We start from the raw sequence: 24651 nt of genomic DNA, 5'->3' as shown, positions 1-24651 counted from the left end.
GTCCCTTTGTCTATTGCGTGCAAGCGATGTCAGAGCAGATTGGGCTCCATCTCCAGCGCCACACCAAAGCGTTCGGCAACATCGGCCTGGATACGCTGCGCCAGGTCCAACAGCTGCAGGCCGGTAGCCGCACCATAGTTCACTAGAACCAGGGCCTGCAGGCGATGAACACCCGCATCGCCATCACGGAACCCCTTCCAGCCGGCACGCTCGATCAGCCAGCCTGCGGCCAGCTTCACCTGGCCATCGGCCTGGGGATAGGCCACCAGGTCCGCATGTTCGCCACGCAGGCGCTCGGCCAGCCCGGCTGGCACCAGGGGGTTCTTGAAGAAGCTGCCAGCGTTGCCAAGTTGAGCGGGGTCCGGGAGCTTCTCGCTGCGGATGGAGCAAATGGCGCGGCTCACATCCAACGCCGTGGGCGCATCGATACCCTGCTCCCGCAGCCGTTGGCGCACAGGCCCGTAGTCGAGGTGCAAGCTCAGGGCACGGCTCAGCTTGAAACGAACCCTGAGGATGAGCCAGCGACCGACGTCGCGCTTGAACAGGCTATCGCGATAGCCGAAGGCACACTCCTCCAGGCTGAAGTCACGCAGCTCGCCACTCAGGCGGTCCATCGCGGTCAACCCGGCGAATACATCCTTGATTTCCACCCCGTAGGCACCGATGTTCTGCATCGGCGCCGCCCCAACGGTGCCGGGAATCAGGCTGAGGTTCTCCAGTCCCGCCAGCCCCTGCTCCAGGGTCCAGAGCACGAACGGGTGCCAGGGCTCGCCGGCCTCGGCCTCCACCAGCACCTGCTCGCCGTCATCGCCCAGCAAACGCAGGCCACGGCTGGCCATGCGCAGCACCAGCGCGTCGATATCACCGGTCAGCAGCAGGTTGCTGCCCCCGCCAATCACTTGCAGCGGAATACCACGTGCGCTCGCCAGAGCCAGCGCCTCACGCACCTCGGCGTCGTCATGCGCCTCGGCGAACAGGCGCGCACGCACCTCCACACCAAAGGTGTTGAAGGGCTTCAGGGAAACGTTTTCGGAAACGACCAGGCTCACAGGCGCCCCCGAATCTCGGCAACCAGACCATCACAAGCCTGCTCGATCAGATCCAGCACCTCTTCGAAGCCTTCCTCGCCGCCGTAGTAAGGATCCGGGACCTCTTCCAGCACCAGGCCATAGCGACGCAGGAACAGGTCCGGCTCGCTGCCATTGCGACGCAGCCCCTTGAGATCACGCAGGTTGCTGTGATCCATCGCCAACACCAGATCGAAACGCGAGAAGTCCTCCACGCTCACCTGGCGCGCCCGTAGCAGCGACAGGTCATAGCCACGTCGCAGCGCCGCCTGGCGGGTCCGCGTGTCGGGTGCCTTGCCAACGTGCCAGTCACCGATACCGGCGGAGTCGACCTCGACCTGCTCCGCCAGCCCGGCCTCACGCAGCTTGTGGCGCAGTACACCCTCGGCGGTGGGCGAGCGGCAGATATTGCCCAGGCAGACGAACAGGACCTTCATCAGGCCCCCAGCAAGCGGCGCACCCGCTCCAGGTCTTCAGCGGTATCCACACCGGCAGCCGGCGCCTCCAGGGCATCGGCTACGTGGATGCGCACGCCATGCCAGAGCGCACGCAGCTGCTCCAGGCATTCGGTGTTCTCCAGCCAGCACGGGCCCCAGGCGACGAAGTCGTGGAGGAACTGGGTACGGTAGGCGTAGATACCGATATGGCGGCGGTAGGGCACACCCTCGGGCAAGGCATCACGCCCCTGGGCGAACGTATCACGGGCCCAGGGCAGCGGTGCACGGCTGAAGGTCAGGGCCAGGCCCTGGGTGTCGGTCGACACCTTGACCACGTTGGGGTTGAACAGTGCATCCACGTCATGGATCGGCTCGGCGAGGGTGGCGATGCCCGCCTCCGGGTGAGCCGCCAGGTTGGCCGCCACCTGGTCGATGATGGCCGGCGGAATCAGCGGCTCATCGCCCTGCACATTGACCACGATGGCGTCGCCGGCCAGCCCGAGCTGGGAGGCGACCTCGGCCAGGCGATCGGTACCGGAATTGTGGTCGACCCGGGTCAGCACCACCTCAGCGCCAAAGCCCTTGCAGGCCTCGACGATACGCGCGTCGTCGGTGGCGACCACCACGCGCTCGGCGGAACTGCGCCGCGCCTGCTCCCAGACGTGCTGGACCATCGGCTTGCCGGCGATGTCCTGCAGCGGCTTGCCGGGCAGGCGCGTGGAGGCGTAGCGCGCCGGGATGACGACGGTGAATGCCTGGGCCATTACTTGTCCAGCCGCTCGTCGACGTTAAGGGTGCGCGCCTCGCTTTCCAGCATCACCGGGATGCCTTCGCGAACCGGGAAGGCCAGCGCATCGGCCTTGCAGACCAGCTCGCTCTTGTCTTCGGCGAGCTTGAGTGTGCCCTTGCACAGAGGACAGGCGAGGATATCGAGCAGTTTCGTGTCCATGGGTATCCTTGAACGCCACCCGGAGGGGCGGCTGGAATGAGTTAGGAGCGTTCGGCCGACAGGCGTGCCAGTCGCGCATCGAGCCATTCGATGAAGCCCAAGGTGGGCACCGCATCGACGGCCAGGTACCACCAGTCGGCAGCCGCGAAGGCACGGCACTTCACCGCATCCTTCTCGGTCATCACCAGGGGCAGTGCCGGGCTGAACTGCAGTTCGGCGGCACCGAAGCTGGCGTGGTCGGCGAAGGCATGGGGAACCGGGCGCCAGTTTAGCGCCTCGAGCGTGGTGAAGAAACGCTGCGGATTACCGATGCCGGCCACAGCATGGAGCGCCTGGCCAGAGGAGAAATGATCGAGTGCGACCCGCTCACCACTGTGCAGGTTGACCAGCGCGGTCGGCTGCAGGCGGAAGCCATGGGCACCGCCAGGGCCGGAGTCGGCACCGTTGTAAAGCACCGCATCGACGCTTTCCAGGCGCTGCGCCGGCTCGCGCAGGGGACCCGCCGGCAGGCAGCGGCCGTTGCCAAGGCCACGGGCGGCGTCGATCAGTACCAGTTCGATATCCCGCGCCAGGCGGTAATGCTGCAGGCCGTCGTCACTGAGCACGAGGTCGAGCGGCCCCTCGGCCAGCAGCGCCTCGACCGCACGCCCGCGATCCGGATCGATGACCAGCGGCACACCGCTACGCTGCACGATCAGCAACGGTTCGTCACCGGCGACGTCGGCGCCCTGCTCCGCCCGTACCCGCCAGGGCAGGCTCGGCGGGTTGGCACCGTAGCCACGGCTGACCACGCCCACACGCAAGCCAAGGCTGCGGCAGTGCTCGATGAGCCAGAGAATCATGGGGGTCTTGCCGGTGCCGCCAACGGTGATGTTGCCCACCACCATCACCGGCACAGGGGCGCGATAGATAGGCCCTTCGCCGGCCAGGAAGGCGTCGCGCTTGCGCGTCACCACCAGACGGTAAAGCGCCTCCAGCGGGCGTAGCAGCACCAGGGCCGGGTGGCCCCGGTACCAGGCGTCCAACAGCCGATCGGAGAAGGCCATCAGGGCTTGTCCGAGGCCTCGACGGTGGTGATGCGCAACTTGCTGAAGCCCAGCTTGCCGGCCGCATCCATGGCGGTGATCACCGTTTGATGGGTGGTCTTGGCGTCGGCGCTGATAATCATCGGTAGGCTGTTGTCGCCACCGGACTCCTTGCTCAAGGCCGTCATCAGCGTCGCCAGGTCGTTCTTAACCAGTACCTGGCCATTGAGTGCGTACTGCCCGTCGGCACTGATAGACAGCTCCAGGGTCTTCACCTCGGTAGCCTGGGCCGGGGTACCGCTGACGGCCTCGGGCAGCTCGATCTTCAGTTCGCTCGGGCGGCTGAAGGTCGTGGTGACCACGAAGAACAACAGCAGCACGAAGATCACGTCGATGAACGAAGTCAGGTTGAGGAAGACCTCCTCACGCGCGACGTTGCCCGCACGGCGACGGAACTTCACGCTTTGCCTTCCTCTGCGAAGTCCACTTCACGATCACCCTGGGTCACTTCCACCAGCTTGATCGCCTCCTGCTCCATGGCCACCACCAGTTCGTCGACGCGACGCAGCAGGAAACGATGGAAGAACACCGCAGGGATAGCGACCACCAGGCCAGCTGCAGTGGTAATCAGTGCCTTGCCGATACCGCCAGCCAGTGCCGGGGCGTTGGCCATGCCGTTGTCCATGAAGCCGCTGAAGATCTCGATCATGCCGAACACGGTGCCCAGCAGGCCCAACAGCGGGCCCATCGCGGCGATGGTGCCCAGGGTGTTGAGGTAGCGCTCCAGTTCGTGGATGACGCGGGAAGCGGCCTCCTCGATGCACTCCTTCATGATCTCGCGACCGTGCTTGGAGTTGGCCAGGCCCGCCGCGAGGATCTCACCCAGCGGGGAAGACGCACGCAGCTCCTTGAGCTTCTGGGCGTTGAGCTGCTTGTCCTTGACCATGCGCCACACCTGGCCGAGCAATTGCGGCGGTGCGATGCGATTGGCGCGAAGCGTCCACAGGCGCTCCACGATAATGGCGGTGGCTGCGATGGAACTCAGAATGATAGGCAGCATCATCCAGCCGCCTGCTTTGACCAGCTCCCACACGGTGGCAAATCCCCTTGAAAAAAGTGGCGCAACTCTAGCACAGGGTCAGGGCCCCGCCGACCGCCGCCGTTCTCATTTTTCCCGCCAGAAACGTGCCTGGGTCCGCAGTCCACGCACCTCGTCACGTTCACCAAGGCGGATCAGCAGTGCACCGGACTCCGCCGTGTCGTGGATTGCAGCGCCCGCCGCCCGGTAACGGGCGATCACGGTCGGGTGCGGATGGCCGAAAGCGTTGTGGCTGCCCCGGGTGATCAGCGCACCACGGGGAGCCACCGCGCCAATGAGCGCCGCCGATGAAGAGCTGGCGCTGCCATGGTGAGGTGCCAGCAGCCAATCGGCGGGCAAGGGCTCACCACTGGCGATCCAGGCGGCTTCGGCCTGGGCGCCGATATCGCCGGTCAAGTGAATGCGCTCGCCCCGCGCCTCCACACTGAGCACGCAGGAGCGGTCGTTGCCCGTGCGCGCAGCCTCCCAGTGCCAGGTCCGCAGGCGCACGCCGTCCCATTCCCAGGCCTGGTCACGGCAGGCCTCGGCCCCCAGGCTGGCCGGCAGGCGCTCCGGCTCGCCGCTCACCACCCGTGCCACCGGCATGCCACGCATCACGGCACCGGCGCCACCCGCGTGGTCGTTGTCGGCATGGCTGAGGAGCATCTGGTCCAGGCGCCGCACACCCAGCCCCAGCAGGCTGGGCAGCACCACGCGCTCGCCCATGTCGAAATCGCCCCGCCGCGCGCCAGCGTCGTAGAGCAGCGCGTGCTCCCGCGTGCGCACCAGCACCGACAGCCCCTGCCCCACATCCAGCAACCAGATATCCGCCCGCCCCCAGGCCGGGCGCTCCACCGGCGGAAACAGCGTTGGCAACAACAACGCCACCCCCAAAGCCCGCACCGGCATCCCGGTCGGCACGATCAGCAGCAGGCAACCGAGTATGCCCAGCAGCCAGGCCCAGACGGGAACGGCGGTCGCCTGCCAGGCGGGAATCCATTCCGCTATCCAGCCCAGCAAGCGGAACAACAGTTCCAGCGACCCACCCGCCAACCACAGCAGCCCCGCCCCAAGACCCGGCACACCCTGCAGGGCCGCGCCTAATAAAGACAGCGGCACCGAGACCAGGCTGACCCAGGGCACCGCAATCAGGTTGGCCAGCGGGCCGCTCAGGCTGATGGGCAGGGCCATGGCCAGCAGCAAGGGCGACAGCGCCAGGCCCATGGTCCATTGCGCGCGCCACCAACTGCGCCACCAGGGCGGCACGCCCAGGCGCCCGGCGAAGATCAGCACCAGCAATGCCACGGCCCCGAAGGACAACCAGAACCCCGCCTGCAGCGAAGCCAGCGGATCGGCCGCCAGCACCACGCAGAAGGCCACCAGCAACGGGCGCAGCACGCCCAGGTGACGAAAGCGCAGGCGCCACAGCAGCGCGATGGCGGTCATCAGGCAGGAGCGCTGCACCGGCACGTCGAAGCCGGCGAGGAGTCCGTAACCCAGCGAGCCGACGAAGGCCAGCGCACAGGCACAAGGCAACCACGGCAGGCGTCGGGGCCAAATGCCGAACCGGGCCAGCAACGCCACAGCTCCGTACAGCACCGCCGCGAGCAAGGCAATGTGCTGGCCGGAAATCACCATCAGGTGCACCGTCCCGGTGTTCAGCAGCAACTGCCAATCGGCACTGTCGATCCCCGAGCCATCTCCCAGCACCAGCGCGGCGATACCGCCGTTGCGACCATGGGCGGGCACACTTTCTATGCCCTGGCGCACGCGGTCACGCCAGGCAGCCGGGCCACTGCCCCGTTGCAACGGCTCGCCCGCCTTCACCGAGCCGGTGGCGCCGGTATGGCGGGCCAGCAGCCAGGCTTCGTAGTCGAACGCGTGAGGGTTCACCAGGCCCCGGGGGCGCTTCAGGGTCACCGCCAGGCGCCAACGCTCGCCCCCGCGCACCTCGGGCCCGCCATACCAGGACAGGCGCATGCGCTGCGGCAAGCGCAATCCGGGGGCGACGGCATCCTCCAACTCGAAACGCACCACCCCACCGCCCCGCTGCGGCAGGCCGACAACCTGCCCTTGCAGCCAGCGAGTCTCGCCATCCAGGGCCATGGCCAGGCGATCATCCAGGGCCTGCTGGGCAAAGAAGCAGGCCCAGGCGCCGCCCAGGAGGAACAGCCCCGGCAGCCGTAGCCGTGTGAATAGAAGAACGCCGCCCAGCACCGCCGCCGCCAGAAGCCAGCCGCCCGTCGGCAACCCCGGCATGAAACGCAGCGAGGCCAACCCGCAGGCCAGCGCAACCAACCTCCCCGTCATGGCAAGGCTCCCTCCCTGGGCTCAGCTCAACGGCGCCGGTCGATGACCGTTGATCGGTGCGGTTCCATTCATTTATCGACACAAACTGACCCGGCGGTGTCATAACCATGAATGCATAATGTCGGCGCTTCAGCCTGCCAGAGAGCCCACATGCCGCGTCGCCTCTTCAAACGCTACATGCCGAACCCGGACCTGATCAGGGAGCACAAGTCGCTGCGCTTCCTCGGTGCCCTGATCCACGACCCGAACCTCTGGCATCTCAACCGCCATTCGGTCTCGCGGGCGATGGCCATGGGTCTGTTCGCCGCCTTCATCCCGATGCCCCTGCAGATGCTGCTGGCAGCGGCGCTGGCGATCACCGTGCGCGCCAACCTGCCGATCTCCGTCGGCCTGGTCTGGCTGACGAACCCTATCACCATGCCGCCGGTGTTCTATTGCACCTACAAGATGGGCGCTTGGCTGATGGGCGTGCCGCCGCGCACCCTGCCCGACGAGCTGACCTTCCACTGGATCACCCAGGAACTCTCCACCCTGTGGCAGCCCTTCCTGCTGGGCTCCATCGTCTGCGGCATCCTCGTCGGCGCCCTGGGCTACATGCTGACCATGCTCTACTGGCGTTGGTGGGTCGGTCACAGCTGGCGCAAGCGTCAGAAACGCCGCCAACAGGCCGGGCTCAAATAGCCCCCTGGCCGCCGTGCCCACTCCGGGCCTGAAATGAAAAACGCCGCTTTCGAGCGGCGTTTTTCGTGGTGCGGGATCGAGCTTATTCGTAGCGCAGCGCTTCCGCCGGCTGGGTCTGAGCAGCGCGCCAGGCTGGATAGAGCGTGGCGAGGAAGCTCATCAGTAGCGCGGCACCGCAGATCATCACCACATCCGCCGCCTGCAGGTCAGACGGCAGGTAGCTGACGAAGTACACGTCGGAACTGAAGATGTGCTGCCCGCTGGCACGCTCCAGGGCGGCGATCCAGGTGCTGACGTTGAGCGCCGTGACGATGCCCAGCCCGGTGCCGATCAGGGTACCGACCGCGCCGATGACGCTGCCCTGGACCATGAAGATGGCCATGATCTGCCGGGGAGTGGCGCCGAGGGTGCGGAGGATGGCGATATCGGCGCGCTTGTCGGCCACCACCATGATCAGCGTGGCGATGATGTTGAACGCCGCCACCGCGACGATCAGCAGCAGGAGCAGGCCGATCATGGTCTTCTCCATCTTCATCGCACTGAACAGGCTGCCCTGGGTGTGGGTCCAGTCATCCGACCGGTAGCCCCCGCCCAGCGCCTTGACGATCTGCGCGGAAACGCGCGGTGCCTGGTAGAGGTCCTTCAGGGCGATGCGCACGCTCTGCACCTGGCCTTCCTGCAGGCGCTGGATGGTGGCGGCGTCGGCGACGTTGATCAGCGCCAGGGAGCTGTCCAGCTCGGCGCCCACCTTGAATACGCCGACCACGCTGAGGCGCTGCATGCGCGGGGTGATGCCACCCGGTGCGTTGCTGACCTCGGGCACGATCAGGGTCAGCTTGTCGCCGACGTTGAGGTGGAAGCGGCGCGCAGTGATTTCACCGACGACGATGCCGAACTCGCCGGGCACCAGGTCGGCCAGCGCACCCTGAACGATGTGCTTGCCGATGATGGAGACCTTGGGCTCTTCCGCCGGGTCGATGCCGTTGATCTGCACCGGCTGCATCATGCCCTTGTAGGAGAGCATCCCCTCCAGCTCGGCGAAGGGCACGGCACCGGTCACCTCCGGGTGCTTCATCGCCGTGGCGGCGACGCTGCGCCAGTCGTCCAGCGGCTGCTCGGCGGCGAGGGTAGCGTGGGGCACCATGCCGAGGATCCGCGAGCTCATCTCCTTCTGGAACCCGTTCATCACCGAGAGCACGACGATCATCGCCAGCACGCCCAGGGCGAGGCCGATCATCGAGGTCAGCGAGATGAAGGAGATGAAGTGGTTGCGGCGTTTCGCGCGGGTGTAGCGCGCGCCGATGAAGATGGCCAGGGGTCTGAACATGTCAGGCAGCCACCAGCCGGCCTTCTTCCAGGCGCAGCACCCGGTCCATCTGCTGGGCCAGTTGCGGGTCGTGGGTCACCACCAGGAAGGCGGTGCGCAGCGAGCCGCTGAGCTCCAGCATCAGCTCCTGGATGCTCTGGGCGGTGTGCTTGTCGAGGTTGCCGGTGGGCTCGTCGAGCAGCACCAGCTCCGGGTTGTTGACCAGGGCACGGGCGATGGCCACGCGCTGGCGCTCGCCACCGGACAGCTCAGCCGGTTTGTGCGACAGGCGATGGCCGAGGCCAACGCGCTCCAGCAGCGCGGTGGCACGCTGGCGCGCCTCGGCGATCGGCGTGCGGCCGATCAGCAGGGGCATGCAGACGTTTTCCAGCGCAGTGAACTCGGGCAGCAGGTGGTGGAACTGGTAGACGAAGCCCAGCGCGCGGTTGCGCAGCAGGCCACGGGCCTTCTCGTTGAGGGCGGACAGCTCCTCCCCCGCCAGCCAGACGCTGCCGGTGCTGGGGGTGTCGAGCCCGCCGAGCATGTTCAGCAGGGTGCTCTTGCCCGAGCCGGAGCTGCCGACGATGGCGATGCGCTCGCCCGGGTGCAGCTCCAGCTCGACGCCGGAAAGCACCTGCACCGATTGCGGGCCTTCCTCGTAGCTCTTGCCAAGGTTGCGGCAGCTCAGCACCGCGCGATCTTTCACGTCACTCATAACGAAGCGCCTCTGCGGGCTGGGTGCGCGCAGCACGCCAGGCCGGGTAAAGGGTGGCGAAGAAACTCAGGACCAGCGCGGCGCCGCAGACCAGCACCACGTCCTCCAGCATCAGCTGCGAGGGCAGGTAGTCAATGAAGTAGACGTCGGCGCTGAGGAACTTGTGGCCGAGCACGTCCTCCAGCCAGGAGATGGCGGCGCTAACGTTGAGCGCGGCGAGGATGCCCAGCACGCAGCCGATGGCGGTGCCGACCACGCCGATCACCGTGCCCTGGACCATGAAGATGCCCATGATCTGCCCCGGCGTGGCCCCGAGGGTACGGAGAATGGCGATATCGCCCTTCTTGTCGGTGACCACCATGACCAGGGTGGAAATGATGTTGAACGCGGCGACCGCGACGATCAGCAGCAGCAGCAGGCCGATCATGGTCTTCTCCATGCGGATGGCCTGGTAGAGGTTGCCGTGGGTACGGGTCCAGTCGCGGGCGTAGAAGTCCTCGCCCTTCAGCTGCCCGGCGATCTGCCAAGCCACGCGCGGTGCCTGGAACAGGTCGTCGAGCTTGAGGCGCAGGCCCTGTACCTGGTCGGGCTTCCAGCGGTGCAGGCGCGCGGTGTCCTTGATGTTGGCCACGGCCAGGGCGCCGTCCAGTTCACCAGCGCCGACATGGAAGATGCCGACCACGGTGAAACGCTTCATGCGCGGGAACACGCCGGCCGGGGTGACCGCCACTTCCGGCAGCACGAAGGTGACCTTGTCGCCCATGCCGACGCCGAGCTTGGTGGCCGCCTTGTCGCCGATGACGATGCCGAACTCGCCGGCGCGCAGCGAGGCCAGGTCGCCCTGCTTGAAGTAGTCGTCGATGATCGAGACCTGCCCTTCCAGCACCGGGTCGACGGCGTTGACCAGCACCTTCTGCACCTTGCCGTTGTTGGTCAGCAGGCCCTGCATCTGGGTGAAGGGCGCCACCGCGGCGATGCCCGGCTGCGCGCGGACCTTGTCGGCCAGCGCCTGCCAATCGTTGATCGGGGTGGCGGATTCGATGGTGGCGTGGGGCACCATGCCCAGCACGCGCTCGCGCATCTCGCGGTCGAAGCCGTTCATCACCGACAGCACGAGAATCATCACCAGCACGCCGAGGGCGAGGCCGATCATGGAAGTCAGGGAGATGAACGAGACGAAGTAACTGCGACGCTTGGCGCGCGTGTAACGGGCGCCGATATACAGGGGCAGCGGTCTGAACATAGAAAAAGGTTCGCTTGCGAAGAAAGGAACGTCCTTGTGGCGGGGTCAGGCGAGCAGCTTTACACTCAGACCACCCCTGCACCCATGGGTTCGCCATGTCGACACAAGACGCAGATGACCGCCGCGAATACTACCGTATCGAAGATACGATCGCACTGGAATTTACCCCCCTGACCGGCGCCCAGGCCCAGGCCAGCGAGGAGCTCCACGACGCGTCACCGCTGTTCAATCTGCTCAGCGACCTGCACCTGATGGACTTCGAGTCGCAGCACCTGCTGCGGCATATTTCCGAACGCGACCGGACCCTGGCCAACTACCTGAAGGTGATGAACAAGCGCATCGACCTGCTCGGCCAGGCCGTGGCCCAGAGCCTGATGCGCGACATCGGCCCGCCCCGCCGGGTGACCCTGTCCGAGGGCGGCGTCGGCTTCCTCTGCCCGCAGCCTTTTCAGCTCGGCAGCCACCTGGCGATCAAGATGGTGCTGATGCCCCAGGCCCTTGGCCTGCTGCTGCGCGCCGTGGTGATCCACAGCCAGTTGCGCGAGGACGGCGAGTACGAGATCGGCACCGAATTCGAAGCGCTGACTGACGCACAGCGCCAATTGCTCGCCCGGCATATCCTGCAGAAGCAGGCCCAGGCTCGCCGCCAGGCCCGCGCCCGCTCGGTTCCGCCTCCAGGATGATCCCCATGTCGCGCCTTCTGCTTCTGCTCTGCCTGTCCCTCCCCCTCCCGGCCCTGGCCGAAACCATCGAGATCCCCGTCGGCCAGCAAGGCGACAGCGGCCTTTCGCTGCCCGCGCGTGGCGAATCCCAGCGGGCGGTACTCGAACGTTTCGGCCTGCCGGACGAGGAGCATCCCGCCGTCGGCAAGCCGCCGATCGCGCGCTGGGACTACCGCGAGTTCTCCGTCTATTTCGAAAGCGGGCATGTCGTCGACAGCGTCCGCCACCACCAACCCCGACACCCCGAGGTTTCCCAGTGACCCTGATCTACGGCCATCGCGGCGCCAAGGGCGAATGCCCTGAAAACACCCTGGCCAGCTTCCAGCAGTGCCTCTCCCACGGCGTGAAGCGCTGCGAACTCGACCTGCACCTGTCCCGCGACGGCGAACTGATGGTGATCCACGATCCGACGCTCAAGCGCACCACCGGCCGCCGCGGCAAGGTGGTGGAGCACGACGCCGAAGAACTGGTCACCTACGACGCCCGCCAGGGCGGCCCGGGCTGGGTCAAACCCTGCCCCATCCCGCGCCTGGAAGAGCTGTTCGAGCAGTGCAACTTCGAGCACTGGCAACTGGAAGTGAAGAGCGCCTCCCGCGTGCGCGCCGCGCGCACCGTGCTGGCCATCCGTGAGCTCGCCGAGCGCCACGGCCTGCTGGACAAGGTCACCGTCACCTCCAGCTCCCGCGAGGTGCTGCGTGCATTGAACCGCCTGACGCCCGACCTCGCCCGCGGCCTGGTGGCCGAATACGCCTGGCTCGATCCGCTGAAAGTCGCGGCCAATCATGGCTGCAACCTGCTGGCGCTGAACTGGACCCTGTGCACCCCCGAGCGCCTGCAGAAGGCGCAGAAGCAGGGGCTGCACGTGTCGGTATGGACGGTGAACGAGCCAGCCCTGATGCGCCGCCTCGCCGACTTCGGGGTGGATAGCATCATCACCGACTTCCCCGGCGTGGCGGTGAGCACGCTGGCGCGCTGAAGCCTTGTTACTCCCGGGCTGAAGCCCACCCTACGCCCATCCAAGCGTCACTCCCCCAGAACGAAAAAACCGGCCGCAAGGGCCGGTTTTTTCATGGGCGTCGCCTGATCAGAAGCTCTCCCGATTCGGCCAGCGCCAGGTGCGCGGATCGTCGAGAGGGTCCTCCCCGGCCGGTTCAGGCGCCCGGCCGGTGCCGCTCAAAAAAGCCGGTTGAGGCCGTCGAACGCCGCCACCCGATAGGCTTCCGCCATGGTCGGGTAGTTGAAGGTGGTGTTGATGAAGTACTTGATGCTGTTGGCTTCGCCCTTCTGGTTCATGATCGCCTGGCCGATGTGGACGATCTCCGACGCCTGGTAGCCGAAGCAGTGCACGCCGAGCACTTCCAGGGTTTCGCGGTGGAAGAGGATCTTCAGCATGCCCACCGGTTCGTGGGAGATCTGCGCACGGGCCATGCCCTTGAAGAAGGCCTTGCCCACTTCATAGGGGATCTTGGCCTGGGTCAGCTCGCGCTCGTTCTTGCCGATCGAGCTGATCTCCGGAATGGTATAGATGCCGGTCGGCACGTCATCGACGAAGCGCCAGCTGTCGTTCTCCACCGCGCTGCCGGCGGCTGAACGCCCCTGGTCGGCAGCGGCACTGGCCAGGCTCGGCCAGCCGATCACGTCGCCGGCGGCGAAGATGTTGCCCACCTCGGTGCGGTAGTACTGGTCGACGTTGATCTGGCCACGGCTGTTGACCTTGATGCCGACGTTCTCCAGCCCCAGGCGGTCGGTGTTGCCGGTACGGCCGTTGCACCACAGCAGGCAGTCGGCCTTGATCTTCTTGCCGGACTTCAGGTGCAGGATCACCCCGTTCTCCAGCCCTTCGATGCGCTCGTACTCCTCGTTGTGACGGATGAGCACGTTGTTGTTGCGCAGGTGGTAGCTGAGGGCGTCGGAGATTTCGTCGTCGAGGAAGCTGAGCAACTGGTCGCGGTTGTCGATCAGGTCCACCAGCACGCCGAGGCCGCTGAAGATCGAGGCGTACTCGGAGCCGATCACCCCGGCGCCATAGATGATGATGCGGCGCGGCGTGTGGGTGAGGCTGAGGATGGTGTCGCTGTCATAGATACGCGGGTGGTGGAAGTCGACATCGGCCGGGCGATAGGGGCGCGAGCCGGTGGCGACGATGACCTGCTTGGCCACCAGTTTCTCCACCACGCCGCTGGTGCATACCACCTCGACGGTCTGCTCGTCGGAGAAGCTGGCCGTGCCGAAGAACACATCGACGCGATTGCGGGCGTAGTAGCCGGTGCGCGAGGCCACCTGCTTGGAGATCACCCGCTCGGCGCTCTTGAGCACGTCGGGGAAGGAGAACCAGCGCGGCTCGCCGATCTGGCGGAACAGCGGGTTGGTGTTGTACTGCATGATCTGTCGCACCGAGTGGCGCAGGGCCTTGGACGGGATGGTGCCCAGGTGGGTGCAATTGCCGCCGACCAGCGGGCGGTTGTCCACCACCGCCACCTTGCGCCCGGCCTTGGCGGCGTTCATCGCCGCCCCTTCCCCGGCCGGGCCGGAACCCAGCACCACTACGTCGTAGTTGTAGACAGCCATGCTTACTCCTCATAACGGGCCGGAGGGCTCTCTGTGGCCTCCGGCAGGGCCGCGGAACTCGTCACCGCGGCGTTTCGAACTCGGCGCGCAGCTTAGTCAGGCTGCGTGGCGCTGCACATTAGCGCTTGGTCGCGTCGTAGGCGAGTTTTGCATCCACTACATCGCCGTCGCGATTGGCTTCCTCGCACTTTTCGCGATTGCCGCCACAGATCGAGCATTCCTTCTCGATCCCCAGGTTGGCGATGCCGCCGCAGGAACCGGCGATGGGCTTGCGCCCCATGATCACGCCGATGGCCATGCCCAGCACCACCAGCAGCATGATCAGGAAAACCAGTAGCCAGGTCATGTTCAGTGCGCCTCCGTGGGGAACAGTTGCTCGAAGCGGCGGCTGCCGCGGGTGGCGAAACCCGTGCCTTCACGGGTGACGAAGAACGCCGCGATGTCGTGGCGGTCGGCAAACGCCAGGCCGGCCTCGGGCCCGAGTACCATCAACAGCGTAGACAGTCCATCGGCATTCAGGGCCGACGGGTTGATCACCGTGACCGCTGCCAGGTGATGGGTAATGGGAGCGCCGCTCGTGGGATCGAGGGTGTGAGAATACCGCTGTCCACCCCGTTCGAAGTAGTTGCGATAGTCGCCGGAGGTGGAAATACCCATGTCCTGCAGTGCAACAATCTTCTGCGCTACCTGGCGATCGTCGCGCGGCGCCTCGATGGCCACGCGCCAGGGGCTGCCGTCGGGCTTGCGGCCGACGGCCTTCATTTCTCCGGTGATCTCCACCAGGGAACTGGTCACGCCCAGCTCGCCCAGCCGCGCGCTGACGCGATCCACGGCGTAGCCGGCGGCGATGGCGTTGAAGTCCAGTTGCACGGCGGCGTCCTTGCACAACTCGTCGCCCTGGCGCTTGAGGTGCTGGTGACCGACATCCGCTCGAGCCATGGCGATGGCCTCGGCGCTGGGCACCTGGTCCCCGCGCGATTGCGGGCCGAAGCCCCAGAGGTTGAGCAGCGGCTCCAGGGTCATGTCGAAGGCGCCGTCGCTTTGTGCGGACAGGCTGTCGCCGAAGGCCACCAGCTCCAGCATGGGCGCCGGCAAGGCCATGCAGCTGCCCGCCGGCAGAGCATTGAAACGCTCCACGTCGGAGTCGGCGCGGTAGGTGGACATCTGCCGGTCGATCTCGGCGAGGATGCCCTCCACTTCGCCCCGCGCCTGCTCCACGGAAGGACCGGACGCGCTGCGCACATACTTCACCGAGTAGCTGCTGCCCATGGTCGGGCCGCCGAACTGCTCCAGGGAATCGCCACAACCGGCCAGGAGAACACTGGCCGAAAGCAGCAGGGCAACAGGTCTAACCACCGAAGTCGTCCAGCAGGATGTTCTCGCGCTCGACGCCCAGGTCCAGCAGCATCTTGATCACTGCTGCGTTCATCATCGGCGGGCCGCACATGTAGAACTCGCAGTCCTCAGGGGCCGGGTGGTCCTTGAGGTAGTTCTCGAACAGCACGTTGTGGATGAAGCCGGTATGGCCGTTCCAGTTGTCCTCGGGCTGCGGGTCGGACAGCGCCAGGTGCCACTGGAAGTTGGGGTTCTCGGCGGCCAGCTGGTCGTACTCCTCTGTGTAGAAGGCCTCGCGCAGGGAACGCGCGCCGTACCAGAAGCTGATCTTGCGCTGGGAGCCCAGGCGCTTGAGCTGGTCGAAGATGTGCGAACGCATGGGTGCCATGCCGGCGCCACCGCCGATGAAGACCATCTCGGCCTGGGTGTCCTTGGCGAAGAACTCGCCGAAGGGGCCGTACACGGTGACCTTGTCGCCCGGCTTGAGGTTGAACACCCAGGAAGACATCTTGCCCGGCGGGATCTCGTCCTTGCCCGGCGGCGGCGAAGCCACGCGGATGTTGAACTTCACGATGCCCTTTTCGTCGGGGTAGTTGGCCATGGAGTAGGCGCGGATGACGGTCTCGTCGCCCCTGGAGACATACTTCCAGAAGTTGAACCTGTCCCAGTCGGCCCGGTACTCGGGCTGGATGTCGAAGTCCTTGTAGTGCACCTCGTGGGGCGGGCATTCGAGCTGGACGTAACCACCGGCGCGGAAGTCCACGCTCTCCCCTTCCGGCAGGCGCAGGGTCAGCTCCTTGATGAAGGTGGCGACGTTGGGGTTGGACTCCACCGTGCACTCCCACTTCTTAACGCCGAAGACCTCTTCGGGCACTTCGATGTGCATGTCCTGCTTCACCGGGGTCTGGCAGGACAGGCGCCAGCCTTCCTTCGCCTGGCGGCGGGTGAAGTGGGACTCCTCGGTGGGCAGCATCTCGCCGCCGCCGCTCTCCACCACGCACTTGCACTGGGCACAGGTACCGCCGCCGCCGCAGGCCGAGGAGAGGAAGACGTTCTGCGCCGCCAGGGTCTGCAGCAGCTTGCCGCCGGCCGGGACGGTGATGGTGCGCTCGCGGTTGATCACGATGTTCACGTCGCCGCTGGACACCAGCTTGGCGCGGGCGGCGAGGATCACCACCACCAGCGCGAGGACGATGGCGGTGAACATGCCAATGGCGAGGAAGATTTCGAAACTCGGCATGTCGCCTCCTTACAACTGGACGCCCGAGAAGGACATGAAACCCAGCGACATCAGGCCGATGGTGATGAAGGTGATGCCCAGGCCCTGCAGGCCCTCGGGTACATCGCTGTACTTGAGCTTCTCGCGGATGCCGGCGAGCAGCGCGATGGCCAGGGCCCAGGAGAAGCCGGAACCGACGCCGTAGACCACGCTCTCACCCAGGTTGTAGTCGCGCTCCACCATGAACAGCGAGCCGGCCATGATGGCGCAGTTCACCGTGATCAGCGGCAGGAAAACGCCGAGGGCGTTGTAGAGCGAGGGCACGTACTTGTCGAGCAGCATCTCGAGGATCTGCACGATGGCGGCGATCACCCCGATGTAGCTGAGCAGGCCGAGGAACGACAGGTCCACGTCCGGCAGGCCGGCCCACGCCAGCGCGCCGTCCTTGAGCAGGAGGGTGTAGAGCAGGTTGTTGGCCGGCACGGTGATGGCCTGCACCACGATCACGGCGATGCCGAGGCCGATGGCGGTCTCCACCTTCTTGGAAATGGCGATGAAGGTGCACATGCCGAGGAAGAAGGCCAGGGCCATGTTCTCGACGAACACCGCCTTCACGAACAGGCTGATGTAGTGCTCCATCAGTAGGCCTCCTTGTTGGATACCTGGGGCGCGATCTTGAAGGACGGGGCTTCCTTCTGCTCGGTCTTCCAGCTGCGCAGGGCCCAGATGATCAGTCCGATGAGGAAGAAGGCCGAGGGCGGCAGCAGCAGCATGCCGTTGGGCTGGTACCAGCCGCCGTCGTTGATTACCGGGAGGATCTCGTAGCCCAGCAGCTTGCCGGAGCCGAACAGCTCGCGGATCACGCCGAGGACGATGAGCATGGCGCTGTAGCCGAGGCCGTTGCCGATGCCGTCGAAGAACGACAGCACGGGCGGGTTGGCCATGGCGAAGGCCTCGGCGCGGCCCATCACGATGCAGTTGGTGATGATCAGGCCGACGAACACCGAGAGCTGCTTGGACAGGCTGAAGGCATAGGCCTTGAGCACCTGGTCGACCACTATCACCAGCGAGGCGATGATCACCATCTGCACGATCATGCGGATCGAGCTGGGGATCTGGCTGCGGATCATCGAGATGAACAGGTTGGAGAAGCCGGTCACCAGCGTCAGGGCGATGGACATCACCAGCGCGGTCTTCAGGTTGGAGGTGACCGCCAGGGCCGAGCAGATGCCGAGGATCTGCAGGCCGATGGGGTTGTTGTGCAGGATCGGGTCCAGCAGGACCGAGCGGATCGTGGGTTGCGCCATGTTCATGCCTCCCCGTCGTTGAGCTTGGCCAGGAAGGGGCCGAAGCCGTTCTTGCCAAGCCAGAAATGAAGCAGGTTGTTGACGCCCTTGCTGGTCAGCGTGGCGCCGGCCAGGCCGTCGACCTGGTGGTTGGCGTTGGGCGAGCCGGGCTCGACGCTGCCCTTGATGATCTGGATGGCCAGCTGGCCTTGCTCATCGAACAGGCTCTTGCCATTCCACTGCGCCTTCCATTTCGGGTTGTCCACCTCGCCGCCGAGGCCGGGCGTCTCGCCGTGCTGGTAGAAGCCGAGGCCGACCACGGTATTGAGGTCGCCCTTGAGGGCGAGGAAGCCGTACAGGGTCGACCACAGGCCGTAGCCGCGCACCGGTAGGATCAGGGTGTCCAGTTGGCCATCCTTCTCCACCAGGTAGACGGTGGTGAAGCGCTCGCGGCGCTTGATGGAGGCGATGTCCTGGTCACCTGGCAGGGCGTCAGAGAGTTTCGGGTCCTTGGCGGCCTTCAGCGGGTCGAAGCCGGCGGCCTGGATGGCGTCGCTGTATTCGCCGCTGGAGAGGTCCACCACCTTGGCGGTGATGCGCTCGGCATAGAGCGCCTTCACTTCGCTGGCGGACATGCCCGGCTGGCCGAGGCCGGCGATGGAGAGGATGCTGCGCTGCTTGTCCAGCTCGCGGTTCTCCACCTGCACCGGTTTGAGGGCTACTGCCCCGCCGGCGACGAAGATGGAGCACACCAGGCAGACCACCAGGGCCACCAGCAGGGTGCGGATCGTGGATTCCTTCTGGTTAGCCATGGCGTGCCAGCCTCCGCTTGATATTGGCCTGGACGACGAAGTGGTCGATCAGCGGTGCACAGAGGTTGGCGAAGAGGATCGCCAGCATCATGCCTTCCGGGAAGGCGGGGTTGACCACGCGGATCAGCACCACCATCAGGCCGATCAGCGCGCCGAACAGCCATTTGCCGGTGTTGGTCATGGAGGCGGACACCGGGTCGGTGGCCATGAACATCATGCCGAAGGCGAAGCCGCCGAGAACCAGGTGCCAGTACCAGGACATGGCGAACATCGGGTTGGTGTCGGAGCCGATGGTGTTGAACAGCGTGCTGGTGGCGATCATGCCCAGCATCACGCCAGCGACGATGCGCCAGGCGGCGATGCGGGTCAGCAGCAGCACGCCGCCGCCGATGAAGATGGCCAGGGTGCTGGTCTCGCCGATGGAGCCGTGGATGGTGCCGAGGAAGGCGTCCATCCAGGTGATGCCGTGACCGATGATGTTCTCCACGCCACCGGCAGCGCCCAGGCTCAGGGAGGTGGCGCCGGCGAAGCCGTCCACTGCCGTCCACACCGCGTCACCGGAAATCTGCGCCGGGTAGGCGAAGAACAGGAAGGCACGGCCCACCAGGGCGGGGTTGAGGAAGTTCTTGCCGGTGCCGCCGAACACTTCCTTGCCCAGCACCACGCCGAAGCTGATACCGAGGGCCACCTGCCACAGCGGGATGCTCGGTGGCAGGGTCAGGGCGAAGAGCACGGAGGTGACGAAGAAACCTTCGTTCACTTCATGGCGGCGGATGGCAGCGAACAGCACTTCCCAGAAGCCGCCGACGATGAAGGTCACGGCGTAGATGGGCAGGAACCAGGCCGCGCCCTGGATGACGTTGTCCCACAGGCTGTTGGGGTCGAAGCCCGCCAGGCTGCCGATCAGCGCGAAGCGCCAGCCGTCCTGGGCGGCCAGCAGGTCCGGGCTCTGGGCGAACACCAGGTTGGCCTGGTAGCCGACGTTCCACATGCCGAAGAACATCGCCGGGAAAGTGCAGAGCCAGACGGTGATCATCATGCGCTTGAGGTCGATGCCATCGCGCACGTGGGCCGTGGTCCGGGTAACGTTGGCCGGCCGGTAGAAGAAGGTGTCGATCGCTTCGTACAGGGCGTACCACTTCTCGAAGCGGCCACCCTGTTCGAAGTTGTGCTCGATCCGGTCGAGGAATTTGCGCAGGCCCATGTCAGCCCTCCTTCTCAATGCGGTTGAGGTTGTCCCGCAGGATGGGGCCGTACTCGTACTTGCCGGCGCAGACGTAGCTGCACAGCGCCAGGTCTTCCTCGTCCAGTTCCAGGCAGCCCAGCTTCTGGGCCATCTCGGTGTCGCCGACGATGAGGTAGCGCAGCAACTGGGTGGGCAGGATGTCCAGCGGCATCACCGCCTCGTAGTTGCCCACCGGCACCATGGCGCGCGGGCTGCCGTTGGTGCTGGTGCTGAAGGCGAACCGGCGGGCCGCCATCAACTTGGAGACGAAGACGTTCAGCACCGAGTGCTTGTTCACCCCGGCGCGCAGGTAGTGCAGCAGCTCGCGGTCATGGCCTTCGGCGAGGCAGGACACCTGCAGGTGGTAGCGCCCCAGGTAGGCGCAGGCACCACGGGAGGTGCGCCCGCCCAGCAGGGAGCCGGACACCACGCGGTTGACGCCGGGCTTGAGCTCGCCGGCGGTCAGCTCGTCGAGGCTCGCGCCCAGGCGGGTGGCCAGCAGACGCGGCTTCTCCACCACCGGGCCGGCCAGGGCCACGACGCGCTCGCCCCACAGGCGGCCGGTGGCGAATAGCTTGCCGACGGCGATCACGTCCTGGTAGCCGATGTGCCACACGCTCTTGGTGGCGCTGACCGGGTCGAGGAAGTGGATGTGGGTGCCCGGAAGACCCGCCGGATGCGGGCCGGAGAAGGTCTCGGCACGCACACCGGTCAACTGCTCACCCGGCAGGCTGGCCCCGTCGGCCTTGCACAGGAATACCCGGCCCAGGCGCGCCAACACCTTGAGGCCGCGCTCGAAGTCGGCGGCGTGGGCGGCGATGATCGGCTGTGGGTCGGCGGCCAGCGGATGGGTATCGAGGGCGGTGACGAAGATCGAGCTGGGAACGGCATCGACGGCCGGCACCCGGCTGAACGGGCGCGTGCGCAGTGCGGTCCAGAGGCCCGAACGCTGCAGGTTGTCCCGCACGGCCTGGGGCTCGAGGGCATCCAGGGCGTTGTCCGGGCAGGTGTCGAAGAGGACTTCGTCATCGCCGTCCACATCGATCACCACCGACTGCAGCACGCGCTGCTCGCCGCGATGGATGGCCGAGACCACGCCTGCCGCCGGTGCGGTGAATATCACGCCGGGGTTCTTCTTGTCGGCGAACAGGGCCTGGCCCAGCTTCACCCGGTCGCCGACCTGCACCTGCATGGTGGGCTTCATGCCGTGGTAGTCGAAGCCGATCACGGCCACGCTACGCACGGCCCGTGCAGCCTCGATGCGCTGCTCAGGCTGGCCTGCGATGGGCAGGTCCAACCCCCGTCTGATTCTTGTCATGTCTCTCGCCTGAACCTTGAGAAGGGTTTCGTCCCGGTGTGGAACAGTAGCCGCCAAACGCCAGGCAGGCGCCGGATCGAACTCCAGCACGCGGCAGGGCCCCGGGACGAGAACCGCGAATTATAAAGAGGCGACTTCCCAAGCGGCCACTGAAAGTCCTGAAATTTCCGACTGTTAGCGCTATTTGGGCAACTGGAAGTCAGCCAGCGGACGAACGGTCACAGCCCGCCGCGCCAAGAAAAACGGGGGCCGCGGCCCCCGTTTCCGACATTACGAGCGAGGGCCCGCGGAGCGTCGGATGGCGTAGCAGATGGCGATGAAGCCGAGCCAGAAGGGAATGGCGTACACCGACACGTTGATGCCGGGGATCATCAGCATCACACCGAGGATCAGCGCCACGAAGGCCAGGCACAGGTAGTTGCTGAAGGGGTACCAGAGCGACTTGAAGAACGGCTCGATGCCCTGGCGCTGCAGGGACTTGCGGAACATCAGGTGCGACAGGCTGATCATCGCCCAGTTGATCACCAGGGCCGCGACCACCAGCGCCATCAGCAGCTCGAGAGCCTTCTGCGGCGCCACGTAGTTGACCACCACGCAGAGCAGGGTCACCAGCGCGGACACAGCGATGCCCAGCACCGGCACGCCACGGCGGTTGACCTTCATCAGCGCCTTGGGCGCATCGCCCTGCTCGGCCAGGCCGTAGAGCATGCGGCTGTTGCAGTAGACGCCGCTGTTGTAGACCGACAGCGCGGCGGTCAGCACCACGAAGTTGAGGATGTGCGCGGCCAGGTCGCTGCCGATCAGCGAGAAGATCTGCACGAAGGGGCTGCCGCTGTAGGGGTCGCCGGCGGCGCCCAGGGTTTCCAGCAGCTTGTCCCAGGGGTAGAGCATCAGCAGCACGCTGAGGGCGCCGATGTAGAAGATCAGGATGCGCCAGATCACCTGGTTGATCGCCTTGGGGATCACCTTCTTCGGCTCGCTGGCCTCGGCAGCGGTGATGCCCACCAGCTCCAGGCCGCCGAAGGAGAACATGATGATCGCCAGGACCATCACCAGCCCTTCCAGGCCATTGGGGAAGAAGCCGCCATGGCTCCACAGGTTGCTCACCGCCGCCTGCTCGCCACCGGCGCCGCTGATCAGCAGGTAGAGACCGAGCACGATCATGCCGATGATCGCCACCACCTTGATCAGCGCGAACCAGAATTCGGTCTCACCGAAGGCACGGACGTTGGACAGGTTGATCAGGTTGATCAGCACGAAGAACGCCGCCGCCGTGGCCCAGGTCGGTACCTCCGGCCACCAGAACTGCACGTACTTGCCCACCGCCGTCAGCTCGGCCATGCCCACCAGCACATAGAGCACCCAGTAGTTCCAGCCGGACAGGAAACCCGCGTAGCCGCCCCAGTACTTGTGGGCGAAGTGGCTGAAGGAACCGGCCACGGGCTCCTCGACGATCATCTCGCCGAGCTGGCGCATGATCAGGAAGGCGATGAAGCCGGCGATGGCGTAACCGAGGATCATCGACGGGCCAGCGGATTTGAGCACCCCGGCCGAGCCGAGGAAGAGTCCGGTGCCGATGGCGCCGCCAAGGGCGATCAGCTGGATATGGCGATTTTCCAGGCCGCGCTTGAGCGAGCCGGCGTGCAGCTGTTGTCCGTCCATCAAGGGATATCCAAACAGAAGGTGGGTAAAGCGATTACAGACCTAAAAATGAAAAACGGGAGCCCGAAAGCTCCCGTTCTTTTCACCGAGGTATCAGCGGGGGAAGGCAGGCGGGTTGACCCCGGCCATGTCTTCCATCACGCGGACCACCTGGCAGCTGTAGCCGAACTCGTTGTCGTACCACACGTAGAGCACGACGCGGTTGTCGTTGGCGATGGTCGCCTCGGCATCCACGACGCCGGCATGGCGCGAACCGACGAAGTCGGTGGAGACCACTTCCTGCGAGCTGACGAAGTCGATCTGCTTCTGCAGGTCCGAGTGCATGGCCATCTGGCGCAGGTACTCGTTGATCTCTTCGCGGGTGGTGGCCTTTTCCAGGTTCAGGTTGAGGATGGCCATCGACACGTTCGGCGTCGGTACGCGAATGGCGTTGCCAGTCAGCTTGCCCTTCAGTACCGGCAGGGCCTTGGCGGCAGCGGTGGCGGCGCCGGTCTCGGTGATCACCATGTTCAGCGGCGCGCTGCGGCCACGGCGATCGCCCTTGTGGAAGTTGTCGATCAGGTTCTGGTCGTTGGTGTACGAGTGAACGGTTTCGACGTGGCCGTTGACGATGCCGTACTGATCGTTGACGGCCTTGAGCACCGGCACGATGGCGTTGGTGGTGCAAGAGGCGGCCGAGATGATCTTGTCTTCAGCGGTGATTTCGGTGTGGTTGATGCCGTGCACGATGTTCTTCAGCGCGCCCTTGCCGGGTGCGGTCAGAACCACGCGATCGACACCCGGGCAGCTCAGGTGCTGGCCCAGGCCCTCTGCATCACGCCATACGCCGGTGTTGTCGACCAGCAGGGCGTTCTTGATGCCGTACTGGGTGTAGTCGACTTCGGTCGGCGACTTGGCGTAGATCACCTGGATCAGGTTGCCGTTGGCGGTCAGGGTGTTGTTTTCTTCGTCGATGGTGATGGTGCCATCGAACTTGCCGTGTACCGAGTCGCGACGCAGCAGGCTGGCGCGCTTGACCAGGTCGTTGCTGGCGCCCTTGCGCACGACGATGGCGCGCAGACGCAGGCCGTCACCACCACCGGTTTTCTCGATCAGGATGCGCGCCAGCAGGCGGCCGATGCGGCCGAAGCCGTACAGAACGACGTCGGTGCCTTCGCGGGCAGCGCTGTTCTGCTTGCCGACCACGTCAGCCAGCTCGTCCTTGACGAACTGCTCGACGGCACGGCCATTGCCTTCGGCCTTGAACTTGCTGGCCATCTTGCCCAGGTCCACGGAGGCCGCGCCCAGCTTGAGCTCGCTCATGGCCTTGAGGATCGGGAAGGTGTCGTGGACCGACAGTTCGCTGTCGTCAGCCAGGCGGTGACGGGCGAAACGGTGGGCCTTGAGAATGTCGATCACCGAACGGTTGATCAGACCACGGCCATAGATCGAGGTCACCACGCTGTTGTTACGGTAGAGCTGGCCAATCAACGGAATCATCGCTTCCGCGAGGGCTTCACGATCGATCCACTCACCGAGACACTGGTCGGGCTTCTGAGTCACGGGCAGTACCTTCCACTATGTAGGGGCTGAAAAAAGGGGCTACATTATGACGGCGCGCGCAAGCGGCGGCAATCTGCAGCGGACGTAAGACTGACATCCGTCAGTCGGGATAGTTACAATCGCCCGGGTCCATTTTCCGACCGGAGCCTCC

At 65.6% G+C, this 24651-nt stretch carries 26 protein-coding genes; 4 read left to right on the top strand and 22 right to left on the bottom strand.

The window, feature by feature from the left end; genetic code table 11:
* Positions 1-29: 29 nt before the first annotated feature.
* From murB to PSm6_RS19525, 8 genes are all read right to left on the bottom strand, one after another.
* On the bottom strand, positions 30-1049 hold the full coding sequence (gene murB, locus PSm6_RS19560; protein ID WP_265168000.1) for a UDP-N-acetylmuramate dehydrogenase: 1020 nt from the start codon (positions 1047-1049) through the stop codon (positions 30-32).
* Positions 1046-1504: a low molecular weight protein-tyrosine-phosphatase gene (locus tag PSm6_RS19555; protein WP_021219504.1), complete on the bottom strand. Its 459-nt coding sequence runs from the start codon at positions 1502-1504 to the stop codon at positions 1046-1048. Before PSm6_RS19555 ends, murB begins: the two co-directional genes overlap by 4 nt.
* Positions 1504-2268 (bottom strand): 3-deoxy-manno-octulosonate cytidylyltransferase, encoded by a 765-nt coding sequence (gene kdsB, locus PSm6_RS19550; protein WP_021219505.1) that lies wholly within the window; start codon positions 2266-2268, stop codon positions 1504-1506. The genes PSm6_RS19555 and kdsB overlap by 1 nt, the downstream gene beginning before the upstream one ends.
* Positions 2268-2453: a Trm112 family protein gene (locus PSm6_RS19545; RefSeq protein ID WP_021219506.1), complete on the bottom strand. Its 186-nt coding sequence runs from the start codon at positions 2451-2453 to the stop codon at positions 2268-2270. Before PSm6_RS19545 ends, kdsB begins: the two co-directional genes overlap by 1 nt.
* Before the next feature lie 41 nt (positions 2454-2494).
* Entirely contained in the window at positions 2495-3499 is a 1005-nt protein-coding gene (lpxK, locus tag PSm6_RS19540) for a tetraacyldisaccharide 4'-kinase (RefSeq protein WP_021219507.1), read from the bottom strand.
* Positions 3499-3939: a flagellar polar localization protein PocB gene (gene pocB, locus PSm6_RS19535; RefSeq protein ID WP_021219508.1), complete on the bottom strand. Its 441-nt coding sequence runs from the start codon at positions 3937-3939 to the stop codon at positions 3499-3501. Before pocB ends, lpxK begins: the two co-directional genes overlap by 1 nt.
* Positions 3936-4571: a flagellar polar localization protein PocA gene (gene pocA / locus PSm6_RS19530; RefSeq protein ID WP_031287691.1), complete on the bottom strand. Its 636-nt coding sequence runs from the start codon at positions 4569-4571 to the stop codon at positions 3936-3938. Before pocA ends, pocB begins: the two co-directional genes overlap by 4 nt.
* 72 nt (positions 4572-4643) lie before the next feature.
* Complete coding sequence (locus tag PSm6_RS19525; RefSeq protein ID WP_265167999.1) at positions 4644-6866, bottom strand: DNA internalization-related competence protein ComEC/Rec2; 2223 nt, start codon at positions 6864-6866, stop codon at positions 4644-4646.
* A 150-nt stretch (positions 6867-7016) separates the two neighbouring features.
* On the opposite strand from PSm6_RS19525, the gene PSm6_RS19520 reads away from it, so the two are divergent.
* Positions 7017-7547 (top strand): DUF2062 domain-containing protein, encoded by a 531-nt coding sequence (locus PSm6_RS19520; protein ID WP_021219511.1) that lies wholly within the window; start codon positions 7017-7019, stop codon positions 7545-7547.
* An 82-nt stretch (positions 7548-7629) separates the two neighbouring features.
* On the opposite strand, the gene PSm6_RS19515 is transcribed toward PSm6_RS19520, so the two are convergent.
* From PSm6_RS19515 to PSm6_RS19505, 3 genes are read right to left on the bottom strand one after another with little or no spacing between them, the layout of a single operon-like run.
* The gene (locus tag PSm6_RS19515) at positions 7630-8874 is read right to left on the bottom strand and encodes a lipoprotein-releasing ABC transporter permease subunit (RefSeq protein ID WP_021219512.1); all 1245 of its coding nucleotides are present in this window, start codon (positions 8872-8874) and stop codon (positions 7630-7632) included.
* A gap of 1 nt (position 8875) precedes the next feature.
* On the bottom strand, positions 8876-9559 hold the full coding sequence (gene lolD / locus PSm6_RS19510) for a lipoprotein-releasing ABC transporter ATP-binding protein LolD (RefSeq protein WP_162164733.1): 684 nt from the start codon (positions 9557-9559) through the stop codon (positions 8876-8878).
* Position 9560: 1 nt separating this feature from the next.
* Entirely contained in the window at positions 9561-10811 is a 1251-nt protein-coding gene (locus PSm6_RS19505) for a lipoprotein-releasing ABC transporter permease subunit (protein WP_021219514.1), read from the bottom strand.
* A gap of 95 nt (positions 10812-10906) precedes the next feature.
* On the opposite strand from PSm6_RS19505, the gene PSm6_RS19500 reads away from it, so the two are divergent.
* The 3 genes from PSm6_RS19500 to PSm6_RS19490 are packed head-to-tail and all read left to right on the top strand — an operon-like array spanning position 10907 to position 12509.
* Entirely contained in the window at positions 10907-11494 is a 588-nt protein-coding gene (locus tag PSm6_RS19500; RefSeq protein ID WP_021219515.1) for a PilZ domain-containing protein, read from the top strand.
* Between the two features lie 5 nt (positions 11495-11499).
* Positions 11500-11793: a hypothetical protein gene (locus PSm6_RS19495; RefSeq protein ID WP_021219516.1), complete on the top strand. Its 294-nt coding sequence runs from the start codon at positions 11500-11502 to the stop codon at positions 11791-11793.
* Complete coding sequence (locus PSm6_RS19490; protein WP_021219517.1) at positions 11790-12509, top strand: glycerophosphodiester phosphodiesterase; 720 nt, start codon at positions 11790-11792, stop codon at positions 12507-12509. Before PSm6_RS19495 ends, PSm6_RS19490 begins: the two co-directional genes overlap by 4 nt.
* Before the next feature lie 197 nt (positions 12510-12706).
* On the opposite strand, the gene sthA is transcribed toward PSm6_RS19490, so the two are convergent.
* From sthA to PSm6_RS19435, 11 genes are all read right to left on the bottom strand, one after another.
* On the bottom strand, positions 12707-14101 hold the full coding sequence (gene sthA, locus PSm6_RS19485) for a Si-specific NAD(P)(+) transhydrogenase (protein ID WP_021219518.1): 1395 nt from the start codon (positions 14099-14101) through the stop codon (positions 12707-12709).
* 118 nt (positions 14102-14219) lie between these two features.
* Positions 14220-14447, bottom strand: a complete 228-nt coding sequence (gene nqrM / locus PSm6_RS19480; protein ID WP_021219519.1) for a (Na+)-NQR maturation NqrM — start codon at positions 14445-14447, stop codon at positions 14220-14222.
* A 2-nt stretch (positions 14448-14449) separates the two neighbouring features.
* Entirely contained in the window at positions 14450-15370 is a 921-nt protein-coding gene (locus tag PSm6_RS19475) for an FAD:protein FMN transferase (protein WP_021219520.1), read from the bottom strand.
* 79 nt (positions 15371-15449) lie between these two features.
* Positions 15450-16676, bottom strand: a complete 1227-nt coding sequence (gene nqrF / locus PSm6_RS19470) for an NADH:ubiquinone reductase (Na(+)-transporting) subunit F (RefSeq protein ID WP_265167998.1) — start codon at positions 16674-16676, stop codon at positions 15450-15452.
* Between the two features lie 9 nt (positions 16677-16685).
* Positions 16686-17294, bottom strand: coding sequence for an NADH:ubiquinone reductase (Na(+)-transporting) subunit E (gene nqrE / locus PSm6_RS19465; RefSeq protein WP_021219522.1), 609 nt, complete (start codon positions 17292-17294; stop codon positions 16686-16688).
* Positions 17294-17968, bottom strand: a complete 675-nt coding sequence (locus PSm6_RS19460; protein WP_184489235.1) for an NADH:ubiquinone reductase (Na(+)-transporting) subunit D — start codon at positions 17966-17968, stop codon at positions 17294-17296. Before PSm6_RS19460 ends, nqrE begins: the two co-directional genes overlap by 1 nt.
* Positions 17965-18753 (bottom strand): Na(+)-translocating NADH-quinone reductase subunit C, encoded by a 789-nt coding sequence (locus PSm6_RS19455; RefSeq protein ID WP_265167997.1) that lies wholly within the window; start codon positions 18751-18753, stop codon positions 17965-17967. The genes PSm6_RS19460 and PSm6_RS19455 overlap by 4 nt, the downstream gene beginning before the upstream one ends.
* Entirely contained in the window at positions 18746-19957 is a 1212-nt protein-coding gene (locus tag PSm6_RS19450) for an NADH:ubiquinone reductase (Na(+)-transporting) subunit B (RefSeq protein ID WP_021219525.1), read from the bottom strand. Before PSm6_RS19450 ends, PSm6_RS19455 begins: the two co-directional genes overlap by 8 nt.
* 1 nt (position 19958) lies before the next feature.
* Positions 19959-21296 carry a Na(+)-translocating NADH-quinone reductase subunit A gene (locus tag PSm6_RS19445; protein WP_031287698.1) on the bottom strand — a complete coding sequence of 446 codons (1338 nt, stop codon included), beginning with the start codon at positions 21294-21296 and terminating at the stop codon, positions 19959-19961.
* Positions 21297-21566: 270 nt separating this feature from the next.
* A complete protein-coding gene (locus tag PSm6_RS19440; protein WP_021219527.1) occupies positions 21567-22958 on the bottom strand; it encodes an amino acid permease in 1392 nt (463 codons plus the stop codon).
* Positions 22959-23051: 93 nt separating this feature from the next.
* Complete coding sequence (locus PSm6_RS19435; RefSeq protein WP_021219528.1) at positions 23052-24500, bottom strand: glyceraldehyde-3-phosphate dehydrogenase; 1449 nt, start codon at positions 24498-24500, stop codon at positions 23052-23054.
* Positions 24501-24651: the final 151 nt, after the last annotated feature.

It is taken from the genome of Pseudomonas solani (genome assembly GCF_026072635.1).
GTDB classification, from domain to species: domain Bacteria; phylum Pseudomonadota; class Gammaproteobacteria; order Pseudomonadales; family Pseudomonadaceae; genus Metapseudomonas; species Metapseudomonas solani.
This window is presented reverse-complemented; position numbering and strand designations above follow the sequence as displayed.

What these genes read in the sequence shown, in the direction of transcription:
- PSm6_RS19515 (WP_021219512.1), bottom strand. Translation starts at nt 8,874, where the DNA reads ATGTTCAGACCCCTGGCCATCTTCATCGGCGCGCGCTACACCCGCGCG.
- PSm6_RS19555 (WP_021219504.1), bottom strand. Translation starts at nt 1,504, where the DNA reads ATGAAGGTCCTGTTCGTCTGCCTGGGCAATATCTGCCGCTCGCCCACC.
- PSm6_RS19445 (WP_031287698.1), bottom strand. Translation starts at nt 21,296, where the DNA reads ATGACAAGAATCAGACGGGGGTTGGACCTGCCCATCGCAGGCCAGCCT.
- PSm6_RS19455 (WP_265167997.1), bottom strand. Translation starts at nt 18,753, where the DNA reads ATGGCTAACCAGAAGGAATCCACGATCCGCACCCTGCTGGTGGCCCTG.
- PSm6_RS19475 (WP_021219520.1), bottom strand. Translation starts at nt 15,370, where the DNA reads ATGGGCAGCAGCTACTCGGTGAAGTATGTGCGCAGCGCGTCCGGTCCT.
- PSm6_RS19500 (WP_021219515.1), top strand. Translation starts at nt 10,907, where the DNA reads ATGTCGACACAAGACGCAGATGACCGCCGCGAATACTACCGTATCGAA.
- PSm6_RS19460 (WP_184489235.1), bottom strand. Translation starts at nt 17,968, where the DNA reads ATGAACATGGCGCAACCCACGATCCGCTCGGTCCTGCTGGACCCGATC.
- sthA (WP_021219518.1), bottom strand. Translation starts at nt 14,101, where the DNA reads ATGGCTGTCTACAACTACGACGTAGTGGTGCTGGGTTCCGGCCCGGCC.
- PSm6_RS19525 (WP_265167999.1), bottom strand. Translation starts at nt 6,866, where the DNA reads ATGACGGGGAGGTTGGTTGCGCTGGCCTGCGGGTTGGCCTCGCTGCGT.
- nqrF (WP_265167998.1), bottom strand. Translation starts at nt 16,676, where the DNA reads ATGCCGAGTTTCGAAATCTTCCTCGCCATTGGCATGTTCACCGCCATC.
- PSm6_RS19440 (WP_021219527.1), bottom strand. Translation starts at nt 22,958, where the DNA reads ATGGACGGACAACAGCTGCACGCCGGCTCGCTCAAGCGCGGCCTGGAA.
- lpxK (WP_021219507.1), bottom strand. Translation starts at nt 3,499, where the DNA reads ATGGCCTTCTCCGATCGGCTGTTGGACGCCTGGTACCGGGGCCACCCG.
- PSm6_RS19450 (WP_021219525.1), bottom strand. Translation starts at nt 19,957, where the DNA reads ATGGGCCTGCGCAAATTCCTCGACCGGATCGAGCACAACTTCGAACAG.
- PSm6_RS19495 (WP_021219516.1), top strand. Translation starts at nt 11,500, where the DNA reads ATGTCGCGCCTTCTGCTTCTGCTCTGCCTGTCCCTCCCCCTCCCGGCC.
- kdsB (WP_021219505.1), bottom strand. Translation starts at nt 2,268, where the DNA reads ATGGCCCAGGCATTCACCGTCGTCATCCCGGCGCGCTACGCCTCCACG.
- nqrM (WP_021219519.1), bottom strand. Translation starts at nt 14,447, where the DNA reads ATGACCTGGCTACTGGTTTTCCTGATCATGCTGCTGGTGGTGCTGGGC.
- PSm6_RS19505 (WP_021219514.1), bottom strand. Translation starts at nt 10,811, where the DNA reads ATGTTCAGACCGCTGCCCCTGTATATCGGCGCCCGTTACACGCGCGCC.
- PSm6_RS19545 (WP_021219506.1), bottom strand. Translation starts at nt 2,453, where the DNA reads ATGGACACGAAACTGCTCGATATCCTCGCCTGTCCTCTGTGCAAGGGC.
- PSm6_RS19520 (WP_021219511.1), top strand. Translation starts at nt 7,017, where the DNA reads ATGCCGCGTCGCCTCTTCAAACGCTACATGCCGAACCCGGACCTGATC.
- nqrE (WP_021219522.1), bottom strand. Translation starts at nt 17,294, where the DNA reads ATGGAGCACTACATCAGCCTGTTCGTGAAGGCGGTGTTCGTCGAGAAC.